General features: G+C 68.1%; 20 protein-coding genes and 1 pseudogene. 4 read left to right on the top strand and 17 right to left on the bottom strand.

Going from position 1 to position 22,627, the window contains the following annotated elements; genetic code table 11:
* Positions 1–25: 25 nt before the first annotated feature.
* The 6 genes from DIE03_RS31630 to DIE03_RS31605 form a co-directional block, all read right to left on the bottom strand.
* The gene (locus DIE03_RS31630) at positions 26–1,360 is read right to left on the bottom strand and encodes an aspartate aminotransferase family protein (RefSeq protein WP_124456121.1); all 1,335 of its coding nucleotides are present in this window, start codon (positions 1,358–1,360) and stop codon (positions 26–28) included.
* 15 nt (positions 1,361–1,375) lie between these two features.
* On the bottom strand, positions 1,376–2,425 hold the full coding sequence (locus DIE03_RS31625) for a C45 family peptidase (RefSeq protein ID WP_124456120.1): 1,050 nt from the start codon (positions 2,423–2,425) through the stop codon (positions 1,376–1,378).
* A gap of 20 nt (positions 2,426–2,445) precedes the next feature.
* Positions 2,446–3,174: a glutamine ABC transporter ATP-binding protein GlnQ gene (gene glnQ / locus DIE03_RS31620; protein WP_185658260.1), complete on the bottom strand. Its 729-nt coding sequence runs from the start codon at positions 3,172–3,174 to the stop codon at positions 2,446–2,448.
* Positions 3,171–3,878 (bottom strand): glutamine ABC transporter permease GlnP, encoded by a 708-nt coding sequence (gene glnP / locus DIE03_RS31615; protein ID WP_185658259.1) that lies wholly within the window; start codon positions 3,876–3,878, stop codon positions 3,171–3,173. The genes glnQ and glnP overlap by 4 nt, the downstream gene beginning before the upstream one ends.
* 15 nt (positions 3,879–3,893) lie before the next feature.
* The gene (glnH, locus tag DIE03_RS31610) at positions 3,894–4,646 is read right to left on the bottom strand and encodes a glutamine ABC transporter substrate-binding protein GlnH (protein ID WP_124456119.1); all 753 of its coding nucleotides are present in this window, start codon (positions 4,644–4,646) and stop codon (positions 3,894–3,896) included.
* A 478-nt stretch (positions 4,647–5,124) separates the two neighbouring features.
* The gene (locus DIE03_RS31605) at positions 5,125–8,664 is read right to left on the bottom strand and encodes an ABC transporter ATP-binding protein (protein WP_124456118.1); all 3,540 of its coding nucleotides are present in this window, start codon (positions 8,662–8,664) and stop codon (positions 5,125–5,127) included.
* A 119-nt stretch (positions 8,665–8,783) separates the two neighbouring features.
* On the opposite strand from DIE03_RS31605, the gene DIE03_RS31600 reads away from it, so the two are divergent.
* Complete coding sequence (locus tag DIE03_RS31600; RefSeq protein ID WP_124456117.1) at positions 8,784–9,734, top strand: LysR family transcriptional regulator; 951 nt, start codon at positions 8,784–8,786, stop codon at positions 9,732–9,734.
* A gap of 39 nt (positions 9,735–9,773) precedes the next feature.
* Here the strand turns inward: DIE03_RS31600 and DIE03_RS31595 are convergent, their stop codons facing one another.
* Entirely contained in the window at positions 9,774–10,145 is a 372-nt protein-coding gene (locus DIE03_RS31595) for an MAPEG family protein (protein WP_124456116.1), read from the bottom strand.
* 305 nt (positions 10,146–10,450) lie between these two features.
* Between DIE03_RS31595 and alr the strand changes: the two genes are divergently transcribed.
* Entirely contained in the window at positions 10,451–11,572 is a 1,122-nt protein-coding gene (alr, locus tag DIE03_RS31585) for an alanine racemase (RefSeq protein ID WP_124456114.1), read from the top strand.
* Positions 11,573–11,665: 93 nt separating this feature from the next.
* On the opposite strand, the gene DIE03_RS31580 is transcribed toward alr, so the two are convergent.
* Entirely contained in the window at positions 11,666–12,460 is a 795-nt protein-coding gene (locus tag DIE03_RS31580) for an enoyl-CoA hydratase (protein WP_124456113.1), read from the bottom strand.
* 196 nt (positions 12,461–12,656) lie between these two features.
* Positions 12,657–14,087, bottom strand: coding sequence for an MFS transporter (locus DIE03_RS31575; protein WP_124456112.1), 1,431 nt, complete (start codon positions 14,085–14,087; stop codon positions 12,657–12,659).
* A gap of 137 nt (positions 14,088–14,224) precedes the next feature.
* Here DIE03_RS31575 and DIE03_RS31570 point away from each other — a divergent pair, with 137 nt between their 5' ends.
* On the top strand, positions 14,225–15,100 hold the full coding sequence (locus tag DIE03_RS31570) for a LysR family transcriptional regulator (RefSeq protein WP_185658258.1): 876 nt from the start codon (positions 14,225–14,227) through the stop codon (positions 15,098–15,100).
* Positions 15,101–15,109: 9 nt separating this feature from the next.
* Here DIE03_RS31570 and DIE03_RS31565 read toward each other — a convergent pair whose 3' ends face one another.
* From DIE03_RS31565 to DIE03_RS31525, 8 genes and pseudogenes are all read right to left on the bottom strand, one after another.
* The gene (locus tag DIE03_RS31565; protein WP_124456110.1) at positions 15,110–15,577 is read right to left on the bottom strand and encodes a DUF3592 domain-containing protein; all 468 of its coding nucleotides are present in this window, start codon (positions 15,575–15,577) and stop codon (positions 15,110–15,112) included.
* Between the two features lies 1 nt (position 15,578).
* Entirely contained in the window at positions 15,579–15,788 is a 210-nt protein-coding gene (locus tag DIE03_RS31560) for a hypothetical protein (protein WP_124456109.1), read from the bottom strand.
* A gap of 186 nt (positions 15,789–15,974) precedes the next feature.
* A complete protein-coding gene (locus DIE03_RS31555; protein ID WP_124456108.1) occupies positions 15,975–16,340 on the bottom strand; it encodes a response regulator in 366 nt (121 codons plus the stop codon).
* Between the two features lie 29 nt (positions 16,341–16,369).
* On the bottom strand, positions 16,370–17,329 hold the full coding sequence (locus DIE03_RS31550; protein ID WP_124456107.1) for a chemotaxis protein CheX: 960 nt from the start codon (positions 17,327–17,329) through the stop codon (positions 16,370–16,372).
* A 22-nt stretch (positions 17,330–17,351) separates the two neighbouring features.
* Positions 17,352–17,933, bottom strand: coding sequence for a hypothetical protein (locus tag DIE03_RS31545; RefSeq protein ID WP_124456106.1), 582 nt, complete (start codon positions 17,931–17,933; stop codon positions 17,352–17,354).
* A complete protein-coding gene (locus DIE03_RS39025) occupies positions 17,930–18,655 on the bottom strand; it encodes a methyl-accepting chemotaxis protein (RefSeq protein WP_124456147.1) in 726 nt (241 codons plus the stop codon). Before DIE03_RS39025 ends, DIE03_RS31545 begins: the two co-directional genes overlap by 4 nt.
* A 22-nt stretch (positions 18,656–18,677) precedes the next feature.
* A complete protein-coding gene (locus DIE03_RS31535; RefSeq protein ID WP_124456105.1) occupies positions 18,678–21,065 on the bottom strand; it encodes an MCP four helix bundle domain-containing protein in 2,388 nt (795 codons plus the stop codon).
* Positions 21,066–21,467: 402 nt separating this feature from the next.
* Positions 21,468–21,749, bottom strand: a pseudogene (locus tag DIE03_RS31525) (PIN domain-containing protein); the annotation flags it as partial.
* Between the two features lie 166 nt (positions 21,750–21,915).
* Here DIE03_RS31525 and DIE03_RS31520 point away from each other — a divergent pair.
* On the top strand, positions 21,916–22,599 hold the full coding sequence (locus DIE03_RS31520; RefSeq protein WP_124456104.1) for an alpha/beta hydrolase: 684 nt from the start codon (positions 21,916–21,918) through the stop codon (positions 22,597–22,599).
* The last annotated feature ends 28 nt before the right edge of the window (positions 22,600–22,627 follow it).

The following is a 22,627-nucleotide window of genomic DNA, read 5'->3' as shown; positions in this document are numbered from 1 at the left end:
GGTGAGCATGCAGTGAGGTCGGGGTTCACGCGCCGGCCGACGCGAGCGCCGCGCCGATCGCGCCGGACAGCCGCTCGACGATCGTGTCGATCTGCTGCGCGGTGCTGATGAACGGCGGCGCAATCAGGATGTGATCGCCGTGGACGCCGTCGATCGTGCCGCCCATCGGATACACCATCAGCCCGCGCTGCATCGCTTCGCGCTTGACCGCTGCATGCAGCTTCAGCGCGGGATCGAACGTCGCCTTGGTCTCGCGATCGCGCACGAGTTCGACGCCGACGAACAGCCCGCGGCCGCGCACATCGCCGACATGCGGATGCGCGCCGTAGTGCTCGCGCAACGATGCACGCAGTTGCTCGCCGCGCGCCTTCACGTTGTCGAGCAGCTTCTCTTCGGCGATCACGCGCTGTACTTCCAGCGCGGCCGCACACGCAGTCGCATGGCCAAGATACGTATGGCCATGCTGGAAGAAACCCGAGCCGTCGACGATCGTCCGGTAGATGCGGTCGCTGACGAGCGTCGCGCCGATCGGCTGGTAGCCTGCGCCGAGGCCTTTCGCGATCGTCAGCAGGTCGGGCGCGACGTCGTCTTCTTCGCACGCGTACAGATAACCCGTACGCCCCATCCCTGACATGATCTCGTCGAGGATCAGCAGCACGCCGTACTTGTCGCACACCGCGCGAATCTTCTTCAGGTACGTGCGCACCGGCGGCACCGCGCCGGCCGTTGCGCCCACAACCGTCTCCGCGACGAACGCCGCGACGCTTTCCGCGCCGAGTTCGACGATCTTCCGTTCGAGCTCGTCCGCGAGGCGCTGCGCATACGCCTCGTCGGTTTCGCCCGCCTGCTGGTCGCGATACGCATAGCACGGGCTCACGTGGTGCGCTTCGATCAGCAGCGGCAGGAACGGCTCGCGCCGCCAGGCATTGCCGCCGATCGCAAGTGCGCCGAGCGTGTTGCCATGATAGCTCTGCCGCCGCGCGATGAAATGCCGGCGCTGCGGCTCGCCCTTCTCGACGAAATACTGGCGCGCGAGCTTCAGCGCGGCCTCGATCGCCTCGGAGCCGCCCGACACGAAGTACACGTGCTCGAGGCCGGCCGGCGCGGCGTCGACGAGCCGGTCGGCCAGTTCCTCGGCCACGTCGGTCGTGAAGAACGACGTATGTGCATACGCCAGTTGCTGCGCCTGCCGCTTGATCGCATCGATCACGCGCTGGTTGCTGTGGCCGAGACACGACACGGCCGCACCGCCGCACGCGTCGATATAGCGTTTGCCGGTCGAATCGACGATCTCGATGCCGTCGCCTGCGACGGCGACGGGCAAGGTGGCGCGCGGGGCGCGATGGAAAACGGTCGTCATGCGTTGCCTCATGGATCAGGACGCGTCGTGCGCGCGTCCGGTCGGCACGATGCGCGTCGCGAAACGCTGCGTGCCGTGTTGATGGACGGTGAAATCGATCGCGGTGTCATGAATCTCGAACACCGCGGTCGCGAGCGTGTTCTCGTCGTCGGGATCGGCCGGATCGTCGCGATAGATCGGCAGCCCTTCGGGCGCGCGATCGCCGAGCACGCGCAGCAGCGCGGCTGCGTCGACCGTGTCGATGCCGGGCGTCAACGCGTCGACGCGGCGCTGGCGGTCGGCCGACGATTGCGTGACGATCTGCGCTTCCGCCTCGCAACCGGGATGCACGAGATGATTCGCGTGCCCGCTGAGGTGCGCGACGTCGACGACCGAACAGCGCGCGACGCTCGCCTCGATGCTCAGCAAGCGCTCATCGCCGGTCGCGCCGAGCGTGTGATGAAAACCGCTCGCTCGCGCATGCACGCGCAGCACGTCGGCGGCCGCGTCGAGCGACGTCGCGTCGAGCACCGCACGCGCGAGGATCATGCGCGGCACGCCCGGCGCCGGCGTACGGATCCGCAGGTTGTTGATCGCCTGCGCGATGCCCGCGTGATTCGCGGCGAACGTATGGCCCGGCAGCGAACCGGGGTAATAGAAACTGATGAAGCCCGGCTTGCCCGCCGGCTGCACGTCGACGAGCAGGCAACGCTCGCGCAGGAACGGATCGCCGTCCTCGTTGTGCGCGATCCAGCGCGTGCCGTTCGCATCGCGCGCGGCAAGCGTCGTGCAGCCGTCCGGCGCGTTGTGGATCAACTCGCCGCGGCAGTTCCACAAAAAGATGTCCTCGGCCGGCCAGCCGACGCCCGCCGCGATTCCGTCCAGTTCCGCGACGAGATCGGGGTACGCGGCCAGCGCGGCCTGCCGCAGCGCGGCGACGAACGGATGGCCGCGCCAGCGGCGCACGGCCTGCCATGCGCTGCTCTGCTGCATGTACGCGTCGAATACGGGGCGGGCAAGCTCGCCGAGGCGCACGCCGATGTCGAACGGCGCACCGGCGATGACGGGAGAAAGGGAAAGCGGCATGTCGGCGGGTTCGGTTCCGTTCAGGAGACGTGTTTCAGGAATTCCTTCAGGCGCGGCGTCGGCGGCCGGTCGATCAGGTCGACCGGATGGCCGTCCTCGGCAATGCCGCCCTGATCCATGAACAGCAGCCGCGTACCGACCCGTTTCGCGAAGCCGATCTCGTGCGTGACGACGATCATCGTCATGCCTTCGGTCGCGAGATCCTGCATCACTTTCAGCACTTCGTGACGCAACTCCGGATCGAGTGCCGACGTCGGCTCGTCGAACAGCATCAGCCGCGGCCGGATCGCGAGCGCTCGCGCGATCGCGACGCGCTGCTGCTGGCCGCCCGACAGCTCCGACGGATAATGATTCGCGCGCGATTCGAGGCCGACCTTGTCGAGCAGCGCCATCGCCTGGTCGCGTGCTTCGGCGCGCGACGCACCGCGCACCTGCATCGGCCCGAACATCACGTTCTCGAGCGCGGTCATTTGCGGAAACAGGTTGAATTGCTGGAACACCATGCCGGCCTCGAGCCGGATGTTGCGGATCGTCGTCGCGTTGCCGCGCACGCTCTGGCCGTCGACGAGCAGCTCGCCGCCCGTGATTTTCTCGAGCGCGTTGATACAGCGCAACATCGTCGACTTGCCCGAGCCCGACGGACCGATCACGACGACCACCTCGCCCGCGTCGATCTTCAGGTCGATATGCTTCAGCACCGGTACGTGGCCGAAGCTCTTCGACACGTTCTGGAATTCGATCATGCTCATAAGATTCTCATCCGCTTTTCGACGAGCCGAAGCGTCAGCGTCATCACGCCGGTCAATATCAGGTAAATGACGGCCACCGCACTCCAGATCTCGACCGCCTGGAAATTGCCCGCGATGATTTCCTGCCCCTTGCGCGTCAGTTCGCCGACGCCGATCACGATGAACAGCGACGTGTCCTTCAGGCTCACGATGCACTGGTTGCCGAGCGGCGGAATCAGCCGCCGGAACGCCAGCGGCCCGACGATCTTCAGCAGCACGCGCGGCATCGACAGCCCCATCGCGAGCCCCGCTTCCGTCAGCCCCTTCGGGATCGACAGCAGCGCGCCGCGCACGACTTCCGCCAGATACGCGCCCGAATTCACCGTGATCGCGATGATCGCGGCCGTCAGGCCGTCGATGCGGATATGCGCGAGCAGCGGCAGCGCGAAATACAGGAACATCACCTGCACGACGATCGGCGTGCCGCGGATCAGTTCAATATAAACCTGTGCGAGCACGTTCATCGCCTTCGGTCCGTACGCGCGGAACATCCCCGCGACCATCCCGACGATGAACCCGCCCACCAGCCCGAAAAATGCGATGAACACCGTCAACCGGACCCCGTCCATCAGGTCCGGCAACGCCGCCCATATCGCCGACCAATCGAAATTCACTTGTTGCTCCCCGTTCGATTCAAGACCGGCGCGGCCACCCGGCCGCGCCATGGCGCGCGGTCACGCTCACATCTTCGGCGGCTCGGCGCCGAACCACTTCTTGTAGATCTGCGCGTAGCGGCCGTCGGCCTTGATCTTCACGAGCGACGCATTTACCTTCGGCACGAGCGCGCTGCCCTTCGGGAAGCCGATTCCATACTTGTCGCCGCTGACCGGCTGGCCCGCGACCTGCACCTTGCCCTTGCCTTCGTTGTTCACGAAGAACAGCACGTTCGGCGTGTCGTGCATCGCCGCGTCGACGCGGCCGGCTTCGAGCGCGAGGTAGGCCTGGTCGATGTTCGGGAACTGGCGGATCTCCTTCGGCTTCAGGTGCGCCTTGATCCAGTCGATCGTCGCGGTGCCCGTCTTCGCGGCGATCACCTTGCCGTTCAGGTCGTCGATCGACTTGATCGACGTGTTGCCCGCCTGCACCATCGCCGCGAGGCCGCTGTCGTAATACGGCGCGGAGAAGTCGATCGCCTTCTTGCGCTCCTCCTTGATCGTCATCCCCGACAGCGCGACGTCGATGTTCTGCGTCTGCAGCGCCGGGATCAGGCCCGCGAAATCCATCGGCTGGATCGTGTATTTCCAGCCCTGGTCCTTCGCGATCTCGGCCCACAGGTCGAGATCGAAGCCGACGTACTTGTCGCCCTGCTTGAACTCGAACGGCATGAACGACGTATCGGTGCCGACGACGAGCGTCTTGGTATCCGCGTGTGCGAGGCTGGCGCCGAGCGCGGCGACGACCGCGATGACTTTCAGGAAGGAACGGCGACTCATGGTTTCTCTCCGCATGATTGAGCGATGTAACCGGCCAACGGGCCGGCGGAACGACGACATCAAGCCGCACCGCAACATGCGATGTTGAATTAGACATTAGTGCAACAAGTGTTGTCAATCGCGATACTACGACAACAAAAAAGTCCGCAACGGGTAAATTCATCGAGACAAACCCGAGCCGCGCGGGGCCGGATTGATCGGAGGAAACGGGGAAAGGGTCCGGCGAGGCAGGCAGACCGGCGCACGGCTTGCGGGTATGCGGAAGACGGGCGCGTGCAGAAAGGGGCGTGGCGGCGGGCGCGGGTTGCGGACAACGGCGGGCGCCAACCGCCAACGGAAGGCGGCGCGCCATGCGCCGCCCGCGCGTTCGTCCGCGCGGACGGTCAGCGGTTCAACCACGCGCGTGCCGCCAACCGTCAGCGCGATTCGACGGATGTTGCGGAATGTGTTTACCGGCGACGCGCCGATGTCGTATCAATCACGCCGCCACCCCGCTCGCCTGATGCGACACGAGCCGCGCATACGCGCCCTGTCGCGCCATCAGGTCCACGTGGCTTCCCGCCTCGATCACGCTGCCCCGTTCGATCACGAGGATCAGGTCGGCATTGCGCACGGTCGACAGCCGGTGCGCGATGATGATCGACGTGCGCTGCGTCATCAGGTCTTCCAGCGCCGCGCGGATCTGCTGCTCGCTGATCGTATCCAGATGGGACGTCGCCTCGTCGAGGATCAGCACCGGCGCGTCCTTCAGGAAGGCGCGCGCGATCGCGACCCGCTGGCGCTGGCCGCCCGACAGCTGCACGCCGCGCTCGCCGACGCGCGTCGCGAGCCCGTCCGGCAGCCGCGCGACGAAGTCGCCGAGCGCCGCATGGTCGATCGCGCGCTGCACGTCCGCGTCGGACGCGTCGTTCGCGGCAAGCCGGATGTTCGCTTCGAGCGTGTCGTTGAACAGGTAGGTATCCTGCGCAACCAGCGCGATGTGCTGTCGCAGGTCGTCGAGCCGCAGGTCGCGCAGATCGACGCCGCCGAGCGTCACGCGGCCCTGCTGCGGATCCCAGAAGCGCAGCAGCAGGCTCGCGACCGTCGACTTGCCGGCGCCCGATGCGCCGACCAGCGCGACCGTGCTGCCCGGCGGCACGTCGAAGCTCACGCGGTCGATCGCGGGCACGCTGCGGCCCGGATACGTGAACGACGCGGTTTCGAAACGCACGGCCGGATTGCCGGGCATCGCATGCGTGCCGTCCGTCACTGGCACGGGCTCCTTCTCCAGTGCACGCAAGCGGCGCGTCGACGCGATCGTGTCGGCAAGCTGGCGCGCGACCTGGCCGATTTCGGCCACCGGCATGAACGCGGCCACGGCAACCAGCACCAGCAGCGGCAACGACTCATGCGGGAACCAGCCGCGTGCGCACAACAGCGCGCCGAGCGCCGCGACCGCCAGCCCGCCGAGCCCGCTCGCGACTTCCAGCGCGGCGCTTTGCGCCGACAGGTCGTCGAGCAGTTTCGCGCGCTGCCGGCGGTACGCGTCGACCTCGGCCACGAACGCCGCGCGACGGCGCACGATCGCCTGGAACGCGGTCAGTTCCGCGAGCCCCTGGATCGTTTCGGTCAGGTGCGCGCCGAGCTGGCCGAGCGCTTCGCGCGCGCCGGTGCCGAGCCGGTCGACGTCGCGCCGCGCGAGCACGGGCGCCAGTCCGGCCCACAGCAGGAACGGCAGCAGCACGAGCGCGAGCGGCCACGCGATCGAAGCAAGCAACACCAGCACGCCGGCCGGCACCAATACCGCGACGAACGCGGGCGCCAGCGTGTGCGCGTAGAAATATTCGACGGTCTCGACGTCCTGCGTCGCGAGCGATACGAGATCGCCGGAACGGCGGCGCAGCAGCCCGGCCGGCGCGAGGCGTTCGAGCGTCGCGAACAGCGCGATGCGCATTTCCGCGAGCAGCCGGTACGCCATGTCGTGCGCGAGCCACGATTCGAGCCAGTGCAGCACGGCCGCCACCGGCGCGATCACGAGCAGCGCGACGACGAGCGCGGTGCTCACGCGGCCGGAGGACACCGCGCCGACCACCAGCGCGCCGATCACGCCGACGCCGATGAACGCGAGCACGCGGCCGATCCCGAACAGCACGGTCAGCACGACCTTGCCCTTCCACGGCTGCACGAAGCGCAGCAGCGTCTGCCATGTCTCCGGCCAGCCGATGGTCGCTGCATCGTCGTTCAGCGGCCGCACCTGCGGGCCCGACGACGCACGCGCGGTCGCGCCGGCCGTCGCCGCCGTGCCGACGGATTCGGCGACGGCCTCCAGCTGCGGCCCCATCAGCCGGCGATACGGGCCGTCGCGCGCGATCAGCGCCGCGTGCGTGCCTTCGTCGACCACCCGCCCCTGGTCGAGCACGAGAATGCGATCGGCCCCGATCACGCTGGACAGCCGGTGTGCGAGCACGAGCGTCGTCCGCCCGCGCGTGAGCCGGTCGAGCGCCTGCTGGATCAGCGCTTCGTTCTCCGCGTCGACCGACGACAGCGCCTCGTCGAGCAGCAGGATCGGCGCATCGCGCAGCAGCGCGCGGGCAATCGCGATGCGCTGGCGCTGGCCGCCCGACAGCGTGAGGCCGCGTTCGCCGATGCGCGTCGCATAGCCGTCCGGCAGCGCCGAGATGAAATCGTGCGCGTTGGCGGCGCGCGCGGCCGCGATCATCTCGGCGTCGCTCGCATCGGGGCGGCCGAGCCGCAGGTTGTCGGCCACGCTGCCGTCGAACAGCGTCGCATCCTGCGCGACCACCGCGATCATGCCGCGTACCTGGTCGGCGTCGAGCGCGCGCACGTCGTGGCCGCCGATGCGTACCGCACCGCCCTGCGCATCGTGCTGGCGCAGCAACAGGCGCACGATCGTCGACTTGCCCGCGCCGCTCGGCCCGACGATGGCGACCGTTTCGCCTTCGCGAACCGTAAAGCTCAACGCGGCGTGCGCATCCGCGCGGCGCCCCGGATACGCGAAACTGACGTCGTCGAACGCAATCTCCGGCCGCAGGCCCGCTACGCGCGGCGCGTCGGCGGAAGGCGCGTGGCTGCCCGCGTCGAGCAGCGCATGGATCGCATTCGCCGCCGACTGGCCGATCATCCCCTGGTGCAACACCGCCCGCAGGTCGCGCAGCGGCCGGAAGATTTCGCTGCCGGCCATCAGCACGATCAGCAATGCCTCGAGGCTCATGTCGCCGTGCCGCACGCGCCACGCACCCACCACGATCGCCGCGGCCGCGCCGAGGCCCGTGCCGAGATCGGTGAAGAACCGCGTCAGCAGGCCGAGCGCGAGCACCCAGAACGTGCTGTCCGACAGCGCGCGCGCCTTCGCGGCGAGCTTCGCGCCGAACGCGGTGCCCTGCCCGAACGCCTTCAGCGTCGGCAGGCCCTGCACCGCGTCGAGAAACTCCTCGCCGAACGCCTTGAACGCGGCCGAACGTGCGAGCGCCGCACGCTTGTCGGCGCGATGCACGAGCTGCGGCAGCGCGAGCGTGACGAGCGCCGCGACCAGCAGGATCGCGGCCGTCGGCACGTCCCACCATGCAAGCACCGCGAAGATCATCACCGGCGCGCACGCGGCGATCACGAGCTGCGGCAGGTAGACGCCGAAGAAGGTCTGCAACTGCTCGACGCCGTCGACGACGGCCAGCATCACGCCGCCCGTGCGCTCGCCGCTGAACCACGCGGGGCCGAGCGCCGCGATCCGGTCGAACAGCCGCGCGCGCAGCGTGGCCTGCACGCGTCCGGCCGTGTGTTGCGCGAGCACCGTGCGGCGATGGTCGAGCCATGCGCGCAGCAGCACGCAAGCGGCCGTTGCAGCGACGGCTTCGCCGATGCTGCGTGCGGGCGCACCGGCAAAAACCAGCGCCAGCACGCGGCCGAGAAAGACGAAACGCAGGATGCCGACACCCATCGCGAGCAGCCCGAGCGCGACGGCTGCCGCCACGCGCCAGCGCAGTCCCGCCATCATTGCCCATAGTCGTCGGTCGAAATACATGAAGCCCTCCGGTCGGTGATTCGTTGCTTTTTTCTTGACCGGATCGAGGCTACCCGCACCGCCCGCGCGCGGCAAAAGATGATTTTTCAACGGGTGTTGAGTCAACTACAATACCCGCCATGTCGCACCTTCCTCCCCTTAGCGCGCTGCGTGCTTTCGAGGCGGCCGTCCGCCTCGGCGGGTTCGCGCGCGCGGCGGTCGAGCTGAACGTGTCGACCAGCGCGGTCAGTCACCAGATCCGCTCGCTCGAGGAATCGCTGGGCGCAAGGCTGCTCGAACGCAGCACGGGGCTCGGCGGCATCAGCCTCACACCGGCCGGTACACGCCTGCTGCCGGCCGTCAGCGACGCACTATCGCGCCTGACCGACGCCTGTGCCGAGATTCGCGGCACCGCGCAACGGCTGACCGTGTCCGCCAACGCACCGTTTTCGTCGATGTGGCTCGCGCGCCGTCTTGCGGAATTCTCTTCACTGCATCCCGACACCCCGCTGCATGCGATCGTGCTCGACGACGAGCCGGATTTCGCGCGCAGCGGCGTCGACCTCGCGATCGTGCACGTGCCCGCGCACCGGCTGCGCGCAGACGACGACGTACTGATGCGGGAGACCGTGTTCCCGGTGTGCAGCCCCGAACTGTTTCCGTACGCATCGGGGTACGTGTGCCGCTCGCGGCTGCTGCAGGAGATGCACGAGGACAGCCCCGAGATCGACTGGCGCAACTGGGCGGTGCACTTCGGCTTGCCGGACGACTTCGAGACGAAGATCGTGCGTTACAGCAGCTTCAGCCAGGTGATCGGTGCGGCGCTCGGCGGTGCGGGCATCGCGCTCGGCCGCGTGCCGCTGATCGAACCCGAACTGCGCAGCGGGCGCCTGGTGCCGCTGGTGCCGGGCCTCGCACGCGATGCGTCGTGGCGTTTCGTGCTGCGCCGCCATCCGTCGACGCGGCACCGGCTGCTCGATCCGTTGATCGCGTTCCTGCGCAGCGAAGCGGAAGCACCGCCGTTCGTCGCCAAGCGGGTTGCGCCCGCATCCAACGACAGTCACGCACGGGGCGCGGGCGGCGCGTCGTAGCGCCGGCATTCGCGGCCGGCGCCCCGGCTCACCGGCCGCTTACGGCGCGGCGAAGAACAGCGCGACGACGCACGCCATCCCGCCAGTCCACACGAGCGAACGCAGCGACGCCCAGTTCAGCAGGTACATCAACGCATAGACGACACGGATGGCGACGAACGCCATCGCGAGCTGGTCGACGCGATGCACGTTCGCGCCGTTGTGCCACGCCACCACCAGCGCGGCCGTGAACAGCGCGAACGCTTCCCATGAATTCTGATGCACGGCCTGCGCGCGGGCGCGCCAGCCGTCGAGCTTCGCCAGATAATCGCGCGGCGTACGGTTGTCGTAGCCCTTGCGGGCCTTGGCAAGAAACGTCATCGGGAACGGCAACAGCGCCACGATGAACAAGCACAGCTGGGACGTCGTCATCCAAGTCTCCTCCGTTATGATTACATTGATCAATGGCAAGATCGCCGAGAGCTTAGCATTGCGCCGCGCTGTTCGCGCACCGGTTTTCTAGACGGGAGACTCGGCCGCCGCACAGGCCATGGGCAGTTGCGGGCGGCACGCTTGATCGCCAAAATTTCCACCAAATCGTCGATAAATACGTTAATTAAAACTGGTCGAACACCAATAAGATAGCGCTCAACACTGGCCTGACGCACTATCGCGCCAGACCGCCGTTTCGATCCGCGCCGCCGCGCGCCGCACGACATCCGACCCGAGCCATCACCATGCCCCGTCCCATCGTCGCCCATATCCGCCCTGACGCCGTCCGCCACAACCTCGACTTCATTCGCCGCACCGCCGCGCAATCGCGCGTGTGGGCCGTGATCAAGGCCAACGCGTACGGCCACGGCATCGACAGGATCTACCCCGGTCTCGCGGCCGCCGACGGCATCGCGCTGCTCGATCTCGACGAAGCCGTGCGCGTGCGCGAACTCGGCTGGGACAAGCCCGTGCTGCTGCTCGAAGGGATCTTCGAGCCGGCCGACGTCGAACTGGCCGATCGCCATCGGCTGACGGTGAGCGTCCATTGCGACGAACAGCTCGACCTGCTGATCGCCGCGAAGCCGCAACAGCCGATCGACATCCAGCTCAAGATGAATTCCGGGATGAACCGGCTCGGCTATCGCCCCGCCGTGTTCCGTGCGGCATGGGAGCGCGCGGCGAGCGCGCCGTCGATCGGCAAGATCACGCTGATGATGCATTTCGCGAACGCCGACGAAGGTGAAGTCGACTGGCAGCTCGACCAGTTCGACGCGACCACGGCCGGGATTCCGGGCGAGCGCTCGGTGTCGAATTCGGCAGCCGTGCTGTGGCACCCGCGTGCGCACCGCGACTGGGTGCGGCCCGGCACGATCCTGTACGGTGCGTCGCCGACGGGCGCGTCACGCCATATCGCCGACACGCCGCTCACGGCCGCGATGACGCTGACGAGCAAGCTCATCGGCGTGCAGACGCTGTCGCCGGAAGAAACCGTCGGCTACGGCCGTCGCTTCACGGCCGACCAGCCGATGCGGATCGGCGTCGTCGCGTGCGGCTATGCGGACGGCTATCCGCGCCACGCGCCGACCGGCACGCCGATCGCGGTGGACGGCGTGATGACGCGCATCGTCGGCCGCGTGTCGATGGACATGCTGACCGTCGACCTGACGCCGTGCCCGAACGCGGGTATCGGATCGCGCGTCGAGCTGTGGGGCGACCAGGTGAAGGTGGACGATGTCGCGCAAGCCAGCGGCACGATCGGCTACGAGCTGATGTGCGCGCTCGCGCCGCGCGTGCCGGTCGTCATCGTGCCGCCGGGCGCGTCGACCGTGCAGCCGGCGCTGCGCACGGGCAGCTACGGGCGCTGACCGGCGTCGCTGCACATGCCGTTTTGGTTGCGGGCCGCCTCGGGCGGCCCGTTTGCTGTCCGGCGAACCGGAGCGTGAGTCGACGGGAACGCGCTACGAACGCCACGTCGGCTTGCGCTTCTCGAGAAACGCGTCGATCCCCTCGCCCGCATCCTCCTCCATCATGTTGCGCGCCATCACGTCGCCCGCATACGCATAGGCTTCGTCGAGCGGCAACTCGCGCTGCCGATAGAACATCTGCTTGCCATACCGCACCGCGGCAGGGCTCTTCGCGACGATCTCCGCGACCTTGCGCGCGACGGCCGCATCGAGCGCGTCCTCGGGCACGGCCTCGTTGACGAGCCCCCACGCGGCGGCCGTCGCCGCATCGACGAATCGTCCGGTCACGAGCATGTCGAACGCGCGCTTCGCGGCGACGTTGCGGCTCAGCGCGACGGCCGGCGTCGAGCAGAACAGCCCGACGTTGATGCCCGATACCGCGAAGCGCGCGGTATCGGCGGCGATCGCGAGGTCGCATGCGGCGACGAGCTGGCAGCCGGCCGCTGTCGCGATGCCGTGCACGCGCGCGATCACCGGCACCGGCAACGCGCGCATCGCGAGCATCACGCGGCTGCACTGCGCGAACAGCGTGCGGTAGTAGTCGAGTTCGGGCTTGCTGCGCATCTGCCGCAGGTCGTGGCCCGCGCAGAACGCCCGGCCTTCGGCGGCCAGCACAACGCAGCGCACGTGCGGATCGGCCGCCAGCGTATCGAACGCGTCGTGCAGGCTCGTGAGCATCGCTTCGGACAACGCGTTGAACTGCTGCGGGCGGTTCAACCTCAGCGTGACGACACCGTCGTGCGCGTCGCGCAGCAGGATGGGCTCGGCGGTCTCTTGATCGGGTTCCATGGTGTTTCGCTCGACGGGGTTCGGCGGGATTCGATGCGGCGCGACCGGACGAAAATCATGTCCGTCCGTGCGCGGCATCGTGGCTAAATGGTCCTCCGCATTCCGCACCACGTCCAGCCGCGGCGACGCACGCGCACGCGCATGCACGCGTGCGGCGGCCTGCCGGCCACTGCGCAACGACCCTGCCGGTCGCGCGTCAACGGCGCCCTCGTGCGGCCTCCGCGCGGCCTGCCGTCCTCGCGGCCAGCGCGGCAATCGCGTAGGCGGCACACCCGAGCGCCGCGACCGCCCACAGCGCGTCGGTCAGGTCCGGCAACAGTATCGTCGCCGCGCCTGCGATGGCCACGCCAAGCAGGCTGCCGGCCTGCCGCGCCGCGTTGAGGAATCCGGACGCCACGCCCGCCGCATCCGCAGGCACCTGTTCGAGCACGGTCGCGATCATCGGCGCGACCGACAACGCGGTCCCGGTGCCGAATGCGGCCATGGCGGCCCAGACCACCGGCCACGGTGCACGCAGCGTGAGCGCGACCGCGATCGCCGGAATGGCCAGCGCGGCCATCGCGAGGCCGTTCGCCATCAGTGTGACCGGACGAACGCGTCCATGCAGTTTCCCCGACAACAGATTGCCGAGCGACAGGCTCAGCGCGAACGGCAACAGCGTCAGCCCGATCTGCCGCGCGCTCATGCCGAAGCGCCCGTGCAGGTACAGGCTCAGCACGAACAGCAGCCCGAAGTAGCCGACATAGACGAGGCTCCCCATCAGGTTCATCGCGACGAACACGCGGTTGCGAAACCACGCGAGCGGCACCATCGGATGGCGGGCACGCCGCTCGACGACGACCAGCACGGCGGCGGCGAGCGCGGCAACCAGCAACGCGGCACGGACCTCCGTGGCGCCTGCACCGCGCGTCGGCAATTCGATCACCGCGAAACACAGCGCGCCGAGCGCCGCCGCCCCGACGCACTGGCCGGCCCAGTCGAAGTGGCGCACGTCGCGCGCGATCGATGCCCGAACGAGCGCGGCCGCGCCGGCAAAGGCGACCGCGCCGGTCGGCACGTTGATCAGGAACGCGCTGCGCCAGCCGAAATCGTCGACCAGGATGCCGCCCAGCACCGGTCCGACGGCAACCGCGACCGACGCGATGCCGGCCCAGACCGCAATCGCCCGCGCGCGCTCGGCGGGCACGTCGAAGGTACTGCGCACGACCGCGAGCGATGCGGGCAAGAAGAGCGCGGCGCCCATGCCCTGCACGAAGCGCGCGACCACGAGGATCGCCACCGATGACGCGACGCCGCACGCGGCCGATGCGCCGACGAACAGCGCCAACCCGGCGAGGTACACGTGCTTCGCGCCGAACCGGTCGGACAACGCGCCGCCCGCGAGGATCAGCGCGGCGAAGCTGAGCGTGTAGGCGTCGACGATCCACGCGAGCTCGGCAACCGTCGCGCCGAGGCTCGTGCGCATCGCGGGCAGCGCCACGTTGACGATCGTCGAATCGAGGACGGCCATGAACATCCCGATCGCGACGAGCGCCAGCGTCAGACGCTGCTCGCGCGCCGTCGCGCGGCTCGGGGCCGCCAGCGCGACGGGGGAAACGTGGGCGGAGACAGATTGGCAATCGGACATGACACCTCCAGGCAGATGCCGGAAGTCTAGGAACGGTACGCAATGCAGAAAAGTGGTAATTTCGCATCCATCTGATGCAGATTTGCATCACCCCTTTCCCGCCCGTCGCCGCCCGCCCGATGACACAATCAATCCGCATGAACTGGGACAACGCCCGCTTCTTCCTTGCGCTGGCGCGCACCGGCACGCTGCGCGGCGCCGCGGCGCAGCTGAATGTCGACCAGGCGACGGTCGGACGCCGGATCGCCGCGCTCGAGGACGAGCTATCGGCCCGGCTGTTTCTCCGCACCCCGTCCCTCTATGTGCTGACGACCGCGGGCGAAGCACTGCTCGAACCGGCCGAAACGATGGAGCGCGCGTCGCTCACGATCGAGCGCCGCGTGATGGGGCTCGACGAGCAACTGGCCGGGTCCGTGCGCATCGCGACGACCGACACGCTCGGCAAGCGCTTCGTGGTGCCCGCGATCGCCAACTTGCGGCGCAGGCATGCCGGCATCGACGTCGTGTGCGTGACGTCAGCGCAAATCACCAACCTCACGCGCCGCGAAGCGGATCTCGCGATTCGCACGTTGCGGCCGGAATCGCCGGACCTGATCGCCAGGCGGCTCGGGCATCTCGAAACGGGCATCTATGCGTCGCGCCGCTACCTGGCCGAACGGGGCGAACCGGTCGCGGGCAGCGCGTTCGACGGGCACGATCTGGTGATGTACCAGCAGCCGGTGGTGCCCTCGATGTGGGACGCGCTGTGCGGCGAGCCGACGTCGCGCGGCCGCGTGATGTTCCAGACCTCGTCGACGATGATGCTGGTGGAAGCCGCGCTGGCGGGGCTGGGCGTCGCGGAGCTGCCGTGCTTCCGCGCAGATACCGAGCCGGAACTGGTGCGACTCATGCCGCAGCGCTGCAATCATTTCGACGTGTGGCTCGTCGCCCATGCCGATCTCTACAAGACCGCGCGCGTGCAGGCCGTGATCGAAGCCGTCGTCGACGAATTCGCGACGGCGGCGGCCAGCTAACGCGGTGTGTCAGCGCGCGGCCGGCCGGCGCCCGCTGCGCCACGTGCGCACGCCGATCCACAGGTGCCCGACGCCCGCGCCGAAGAAAAAGGTGCCCATCACACCGAAGCTCAGCACGTCGCCCCAGATCGCACCGAACGTATTCAGCCGCGCGGTCATCTCAGGCGCGTCCGGCGCATAGCGGACCTCGACCGTCGCGCCGTCCGGCTCGCTGACCGCACCGCCCTGCGGGTACTCGACATGCTCGCCCGCGAGCGTCGTGAACGCGATCTCAGGGTGATGCGGGCCGGCATTGAGCTTGACGACGCGGCCCGGCACGACGACCGACGTCCGCAGGAATTCGCGCGTCGACTGCGCATACAGCGCGACGCCGGTCAGCAAACCCGCGCCGACCAAGGTGAAAAAGATGCCTTTCGCGAACAGCATCTCCATGCGCCGCGCCGCCGCGCGGCCGGATTCGGGCACGCTCCCGCTCATGTCAGGGACGCGACTGATGGAACGACACGTCGATCCTCGACTGTGTCTTGCAGCGATACATCACGCCGCGGCCCGTTTCTTCGGTCACGCCTTCGTACGAGCCGTGGCAGCCCGTGACCTTGTATTGCGCGAACGGAATGCGCTTGCCGTCCGTCGGCCGGACCAGCACCGGAATGCGCGCGAGCGCGGCCCGGTCGATTGTGATTTTCATGGGGAGGTGTCCCGTTCCTGATTGTTGTGGATGCCGGGCGTGACACGCAGGCACGCCGCCCTCGGCATCGGGCAGGATACGGACATCGCCGCGCGCTGTAAATTGCGCGCGCTGTCAGCCACGCCATGTCGCCACCCGCCGCTCGCGACGCGCGCGATCGACGGGCCCGCCATGGTCCGCTGCGCGTCAGCCCGCGAGCTTCTTCAGCGCGTCGAGCACCGCGTCGCCCTTGAACGGCTTCACGATCCAGCCCTTCACGCCGGCCGCCTTGCCGCGCTCCTTCATCGCCGGGCTGCTTTCCGTCGTCAGCATCACGACGTTGACCGCCGTGTTCGCCAGTTCGCCGCGGATCTTCTCGACCATCGTCAGGCCGTCCATGTTCGGCATGTTCACGTCGCTGATCACGAGGCGCACGCCGGGCGTCGCCTTGAGCTTCGCGAGCCCGTCCTTGCCGTCGACGGCCGTCGCGACGTCGAGCCCGTTGTTGCGCAGGAAGCCCGCGACTTCGTCGCGCACCGTGCCCGAATCGTCGACCACCAGAATCTTTGCCATGTCGTATTCCCCTTTCCTTGTTGCTGACTTCAAAACAGTTCGAGTTCGCCCGATTCGACCATCGGCCCGACGTCCTGCACCGATTCGCGGAAATCCTCCGGCGACCAGCTCAGGCTGAACACGAAACGCTGGTCGAGACGGACCGAGCGTCCCGAAGCCGGGTCGGTCATCCGGTACTTGAAGCAGAGCTGCGGACAGTCGCCGCCGAACGAGATGAACTTCTGCTTGTGATTGACGACGAGCGGCACCTGCACCGGATGGCGCGCCAGTGCCTCCGCATCGCCGAGATAGCGGTTCTTGAACGCGCCCCACACGAGGTTCGTCAGTTCGCCGAGCACACTGTTCACGTCGCGGAAATCCGGCGCGCGGCCGCCCTCGCGCGTGCCGCCGATCATGTCGAGCAGCGGCTGCTCGCTCGTCTGCAGCAGCATGTAGCCGCGGCACCACGCGCTTTCAAGCGCGATCAGGCTGAACACTTCGCCGAAGATGATCTGGTCGCGGACGATGCACGGCGTCTCGTGCTCGATCGCCATGCCCGGGAACAGGCTGTCGATGCGCGCCTCGGTGATCTCCGAGATGCCGCGCACGAGCGCGTTCGGATAGTCGCGGCCGAACAGGTATTCGTCGATCGCACGCGCGAGCGGCGTCATGTCGTCCGCGACGTAGGCCGCGCACGCGACGCGCGCGAGCGCATCGGGCAGCCCGTCGCGCGACGCGAGCGATTCGCGGCGCAGGATGATCGGCAGCTCGGGGCGCAGCGCATCGATCTGCGTCGCGATGATCGCGCTCTCGGCCGGCGAGCCGCCGTAATCCTCGGCCAGCAGGATCGCGCCGAGGTCGATGTTCGAGCGCAGCACCTTCAGCAGCCGGCTGCGCCGCACGGTCAGGCCGACCAGGTTGTGCTCGTCGCAGAAGCGCTTGATCGCATCGGCGTGTGCGCGGCTGTCGTCGAGGACGAGCACCTTGCTGACGGGTTGGTCTTCGGTCATCTCATGGATTCCTGATGGTCGGTCAGAACAGTTCGAGCTCGCCGCCGGTATCCACGGCGGCCGTTTCCGGCACATGGAAATCGACCGGCGCGTTCGCGCACACGCACAGCGTCGCGCCGACCCGCACGTCGCCGTCGAGCGTCAGGTCGTACGCGGCCACGTGATCGGGTGCGAGCGCCGGCAGGTAGTCGATGCTCGCGCCGCTCAGCAGGGTCGGCGTCGACATCCCGAGATCGGGAAACGGCACGGTCAGCGCCTGGTTGATCGCGCCGCAGCACAGGTTCGCGACTTCCATGAATGCCTCGGGCAGCGGCCGCTGGCTGCTGGTGCCGGCACTCGCGCCGGCGAAACGGCGGCGCGTCGCGTCGTCGTCGCTGAAGCGCAGCGCGAGCAGCAGGCGGAAATGCAGCGCCGAGATCGTCAGCACCGCGACATGCTCGGGCACCTTCGGCATCGACCGCGACCGCGCATGCGAGCGATCGTGCCCGCCATGCTCGTGGCCGGCGGACGGCCGGATGTCGCACGCGCCGCCGGACGCGAGCCGCGTGCGCGCCGCGTCGAAGAAGATCCGCTCGAAGCCGGCCTTCGCCTGCGCGCTGATCACGCCGCCTCTCCTTCGATGCGTGCGTGCAGCTGCCCGGCCAGCGTCTCGACGGTCGCGAGCGCGGCCGTGATCATCTTGCCGCCGGCCTGGATGTCCTGGAACGTGGCGGCCGTCACGAGATCGTTGCGGTTCAGGCTGTCGCGATAGCTATTCGACAATTGCTGCGAGCGCGCGGCCAGCCCGCGCACCTCGCTCGCGACGATCGAGAAGCCGCGCCCGGCCGACCCCGCGCGGGCGGCTTCGATCGACGCGTTCAGCGACACGATCGACACGTGCGCGACGATCGCCGACAGCTCCTGGTTCTTCACGCGCATGTCCTGGTTCTGCGTGGTCAGCGAGATCATCTGCTCGTGCCAGCGCTCGAACGTGCCGGCGAGGCCGCGCAGGCGCGCCGCTTCGTCGGCGATCTTCATCGCATGCTGCGCGAGCGCCGCGCGGTCGGCCGACAGCGCCTGCAGCGCATCGCGCTGCGTGCCGGCCGCGGACGCCTCGCGCGCCAGCGCCTCCTCGAGCTGCGCCTCGCGTTGCGCCCAGGCGTCGGCCGCCGCCGCATGCGCGGACGCCGCCTCTTTCGCGCGTGCGTCGGCCGCGGCGAGCGCGCCGCGCAACGTATCCGCGTCGTGCGCCATCGCCGCGACGCGCCGCCGGCGCGTCACGCGAAACACGACCGCCGCCACCGCGACGACCGCACCGCCCGCCAGCGCGGCGGCCACCTGAATCATCCACGCCTGCACGATCACTTCGTCACTCCGCTGCGCCGATATCCGCGATGCGCGCACGCTGCTCATGCCCGGCGCCGTCGACGGCAGCGTCCGCCGCGAAGCGCGCCGGCAGCGACACGATCGTCTCGAACGTGCGATACGGTGCGCCGGCGCGATCGTCGGTGAAACGCAGCGCGATATTGCCGCCGTCGCGTTTCAGGAAGTTGCGCACCGCGTCCATGCCGACGCCGCGGCCCGACACTTCGGTCACCGCTTGCGCGGTCGAGAAGCCCGGCCGGAAAATCAGCTCGGCGACATCCTCGTCGGACAGCGCCGCTTCGTTGCCCGCCTCGATCCAGCCGCGCTCGCGCGCGATGCGGCGAATCCGGTCGAGCGCCAGGCCGCGGCCGTCGTCGCCGAGCACGAACCACAGCTCGCCGCCGCCCACGCCGACCGCGATGTCGATCGTGCCGGACGCCGCCTTGCCGGCCGCGCGCCGCTCTTCCGACGATTCGATGCCATGGTCGATCGCATTGCGCAGCAGGTGCATGAACACGTTCTTCAGCGTCGCGACGATCTCGCTGCGCACGCGATGGCCGTGGCTGTCGATATGCACGACGGGCGCCGGCTTGCCGAGTTCGGCCGCGAGCGACGGCAGCGACTCGATCACGCCGCCGAGCGCATCGCCGATGCCCTGCGTGCCGAGCTGGCTCAGCATGCGGCGCACGGCATCGCGGGCCGCGTGCCAGTCGGACACGTTCGCCGGATCGGCGCCGTCGAGCACGCGCAGGCTTTCGCTGATATGCGCACGTTCGACCATCAGGAAGTCGGCGCCGCCCTGCGCCGCTTCGCCGCTGCGACCGAGCGTGACCGCATTGATCGTCGCGTAGTGTTCGACGGCGTCGCGCACGCGCGCCAGGTCGTCCATCAGCGCGTCGCGGTTCCACTCGGGGCCGCCGTCCGCACGACGCAGCGATTCGTACGCCTGCTCCGCTTCGTGGACGATGTTCGTCAGGTGCTGCAGGCTGTACGTGCGTGCATTGCCCTTGATCGTGTGCATGTTGCGGAACAGCGCCGCGACGATCGAGTGATCGGCGCGTTCGTGCTGGCGGATCATCCGCTCGTTCTCGCTGAGGAAGCCCTTCGCGCTGTGCACGAAGTCGTGGAACTTGTCCTGGCTGATCGACAGGATCTCGCCGATCATCTCGAGGCGGCGCTGCTGCTCGCCGGCCTGCGCGGTCAGCTCGCGGATCTCGGTCACGTCGCGCACGCACAGCATCAGGCGCACGACCGTGTCGGTCTCGTCGGTGATCGCCGACCAGCTCAGGTCGAGCCACTTCTCGCGGCCGTCCGGCATCCGCTTCGCGACTTCGTTGACGAGCAGGTGCTCGTTGAATTCGAAGTTCATGCTGTCTTCGCCGAGACACGCGTGCACGGCCGCATCGACCTGCGAACGCGCGTCGGCGCCGATCGCCGAATCGTCGAACACGAGCGCCATCAGGTCGCGGCCGGCGATGTCGTTCGTCTCGAAGATGGTTTCGAGGTACGCCGAATATTCCGCATGCACGACACCGCCCTCGACGACGGTCAGGATGCCCTGCTGCATGTTCTGCAGCATCGCCTGGATGTCGGCCGTCTTCTGCTTGAGCTGCGCGGCGTTCTCCTGGATCTTCTCGATCATCCCGTTGAACGCGACGATCGAATGGCCGATTTCGTCCATCCGGCCCACCGGCACGCGGCGCGTGAAATCCTGGCTCGTCGCGATCTCGCTCATCGCCGTCTGCATCCCGATCAGCGGGCGCGTGATCTGGCGATACAACACGAAGCCGAGGGCGGTCAGCAGCACGATCACCGTGCCGGCGACACCCGCGATCGCGGTCGCCGTCGTGGCGAGCATCCCGTTCAGCGCGCTGATCGCGTCGTCCTTCTGGCGGTTCTTCTCGACGCGCAGCGTGTCGACGATGCTCTCGAGTTCGTCGCGATACTGCGCGACGTTCGCGAACAGGTAGGCCTGCGCCATCTCGGCCTTGCCGTCCGCCTTCATCTTCACGGTGTCGTCGATCGCCGCGAAATAGTTCGCGACGCTGTCCTTCGCCTGCGCGACGAGGCCTTCCTGCGCGCGGCCGACCGCCGATTTCGCCTGCACGTCGAGTGCGGCGCGCAGCGCGGCCTGCTTCGCCTTCAGCTCGTCGCGCGCCTGCGCGGCGGTGTTCGCGTCGGGCGCATAGACGAGCGTCATCGTCGCGATCTGGATGTTCTTCACATCGGCGACGAGGTCGGCCGACGCGAGCGCGCTCGGCACGATGCCCTGGGTGACCTGACGCACCTCGGACGCGCTCTTGCGTGTCTGGTACACGGCATAGATGCCGATCGCGGACAGCGCGAAGAACGTCAGGACGACTAGCAGCGTAATGCGATGACGGATGGTCATGAGTACAGCTCCCCGCAGCGATCCGGCTTCGATCGCCCTTTGGTCTATTGAAAGAATGTGAGCGCCGAATTATCGGGGATGGTGTATGACTGTCCGATGACCGAAAATCAATCGGTCATTGACAAAAATGAAATGAATAATTGCGGTGGAAAAACTCTAAAGTTTTTCGCGGATTGGCCGTTAACTCCTGGCTTCCAGGGCTGGCGCGGCTGCGGAGATTGCAGGATCGGCGAAACAGCGGATATTCATTGGTTTATTCATGATCCGCAAAACCGGTTTTATTCAATGCCGGTAAAACGTTTGCGCATTATCGGCGAGCCCGTTTGTTTTGGCATCATTTTTATAATTGGTGCGGCGTACACCCTGCGGGTTCGTCAAGGTCGAACCGGCATGATCGGCCGTTCAGCCTTCGTTCGGCTCGACGAGCCAGTCTTCGACTTGCAGCCGCGGGACACGTTCGAACTCACGGACATTGTGCGTGACAAGCACCAGCTGCCGGGCACGTGCCTGCCCTGCAATCAACGCGTCGTAAGGGCCTATCGGCGTACCAGCGGCAGTCAGATACGCACGGATTTCGCCGGCATGCTGCGCATCCTCGACATCGAACGTGACGACCTCGAACTGCAGTGCCTCGACGCGCGCCACGTTCGCGGCGGCTCGCTGGCTCTTGTATGCGCCGTAATGGCGTCCGCAGGCCTGCGCCGTCCTTCGCGATATCGGCGATCTGTCCCCGGCAGGAACCGCAGCCCGATTCATTCCGACCAGGAAACAATCAATCGCCATCCGGCGATTCACCTCCCCGTCCGCACGCTCTAGACTGTCGCATCGTTCCCCTTTCCGGACCCACGCGATGACCGACGTCCTGCCGCTGACCACCGATCCCGATTCGGGCCTCCAGTACCGGCTGCGCCCGGCTGCCGGCCGCCCCGCCGCACGCCTGTTGCTGCTGCACGGCGTCGGCGGCAACGAAACCAACCTGCTGAACGTGGCCGACGCGATCGATCCGCGCATCGAAATCGCGTTCCTGCGCGGGCCGCTCACGTTCGGGCCCAATCAGCATGCGTGGTTTCCGGTGCGCTTCGGCCCGAACGGCCCCGAAATCGATGCGGCCCGCGCGGACGCCAGCCGCGTGCAGCTGATCGCGCTGCTGCGCGCGTTCCGTGCGCAGGACGGCGCGGATTCCGCGTTGCCGACCGTGATCGCCGGCTTCAGCCAGGGCGGCATCATGAGCGCCGGCGTCGGCCTCACGTCACCGGAAGACGTGAGCGCGTTCGCCGTGCTGTGCGGGCGCATCCTGCCGGAAATCGATCCGCTGATCGCGCCGCGCGATGCGCTTCGTCCGCTCCATGCGCTGATCGTCCACGGCCGCTTCGACGACAAGCTGCCCGTCGCCTGGGCCGACACGGCCGACGCGAAGCTCACGGCGCTCGGCGTCGCGCACGATACGCGGCTGTACGCGGCCGGGCACGAACTGACTGCGGAAATGGCCGGCGATTTCGCCCGCTGGGTCGGCGAGCGCACCGGGCTGAACTGACCGCGCCGGAGGCGCCGGCCCGAGAACG

The sequence above is a fragment of the Burkholderia sp. Bp8992 genome (assembly GCF_003853705.1).
Taxonomy (GTDB): domain Bacteria; phylum Pseudomonadota; class Gammaproteobacteria; order Burkholderiales; family Burkholderiaceae; genus Burkholderia.
The sequence above is the reverse complement of the archived record's forward strand: the minus strand, read 5'-3'. Positions and strand labels throughout refer to the sequence as shown.

Bases quoted from the DNA above. Each gene is read 5' to 3' on its own strand.
- DIE03_RS31630 (WP_124456121.1), bottom strand. From the start codon at position 1,360: ATGACGACCGTTTTCCATCGCGCCCCGCGCGCCACCTTGCCCGTCGCC.
- DIE03_RS31625 (WP_124456120.1), bottom strand. From the start codon at position 2,425: ATGCCGCTTTCCCTTTCTCCCGTCATCGCCGGTGCGCCGTTCGACATC.
- glnQ (WP_185658260.1), bottom strand. From the start codon at position 3,174: ATGAGCATGATCGAATTCCAGAACGTGTCGAAGAGCTTCGGCCACGTA.
- glnP (WP_185658259.1), bottom strand. From the start codon at position 3,878: ATGGCGCGGCCGGGTGGCCGCGCCGGTCTTGAATCGAACGGGGAGCAA.
- glnH (WP_124456119.1), bottom strand. From the start codon at position 4,646: ATGAGTCGCCGTTCCTTCCTGAAAGTCATCGCGGTCGTCGCCGCGCTC.
- DIE03_RS31605 (WP_124456118.1), bottom strand. From the start codon at position 8,664: ATGTATTTCGACCGACGACTATGGGCAATGATGGCGGGACTGCGCTGG.
- DIE03_RS31600 (WP_124456117.1), top strand. From the start codon at position 8,784: ATGTCGCACCTTCCTCCCCTTAGCGCGCTGCGTGCTTTCGAGGCGGCC.
- DIE03_RS31595 (WP_124456116.1), bottom strand. From the start codon at position 10,145: ATGACGACGTCCCAGCTGTGCTTGTTCATCGTGGCGCTGTTGCCGTTC.
- alr (WP_124456114.1), top strand. From the start codon at position 10,451: ATGCCCCGTCCCATCGTCGCCCATATCCGCCCTGACGCCGTCCGCCAC.
- DIE03_RS31580 (WP_124456113.1), bottom strand. From the start codon at position 12,460: ATGGAACCCGATCAAGAGACCGCCGAGCCCATCCTGCTGCGCGACGCG.
- DIE03_RS31575 (WP_124456112.1), bottom strand. From the start codon at position 14,087: ATGTCCGATTGCCAATCTGTCTCCGCCCACGTTTCCCCCGTCGCGCTG.
- DIE03_RS31570 (WP_185658258.1), top strand. From the start codon at position 14,225: ATGAACTGGGACAACGCCCGCTTCTTCCTTGCGCTGGCGCGCACCGGC.
- DIE03_RS31565 (WP_124456110.1), bottom strand. From the start codon at position 15,577: ATGAGCGGGAGCGTGCCCGAATCCGGCCGCGCGGCGGCGCGGCGCATG.
- DIE03_RS31560 (WP_124456109.1), bottom strand. From the start codon at position 15,788: ATGAAAATCACAATCGACCGGGCCGCGCTCGCGCGCATTCCGGTGCTG.
- DIE03_RS31555 (WP_124456108.1), bottom strand. From the start codon at position 16,340: ATGGCAAAGATTCTGGTGGTCGACGATTCGGGCACGGTGCGCGACGAA.
- DIE03_RS31550 (WP_124456107.1), bottom strand. From the start codon at position 17,329: ATGACCGAAGACCAACCCGTCAGCAAGGTGCTCGTCCTCGACGACAGC.
- DIE03_RS39025 (WP_124456147.1), bottom strand. From the start codon at position 18,655: ATGATTCAGGTGGCCGCCGCGCTGGCGGGCGGTGCGGTCGTCGCGGTG.
- DIE03_RS31535 (WP_124456105.1), bottom strand. From the start codon at position 21,065: ATGACCATCCGTCATCGCATTACGCTGCTAGTCGTCCTGACGTTCTTC.
- DIE03_RS31520 (WP_124456104.1), top strand. From the start codon at position 21,916: ATGACCGACGTCCTGCCGCTGACCACCGATCCCGATTCGGGCCTCCAG.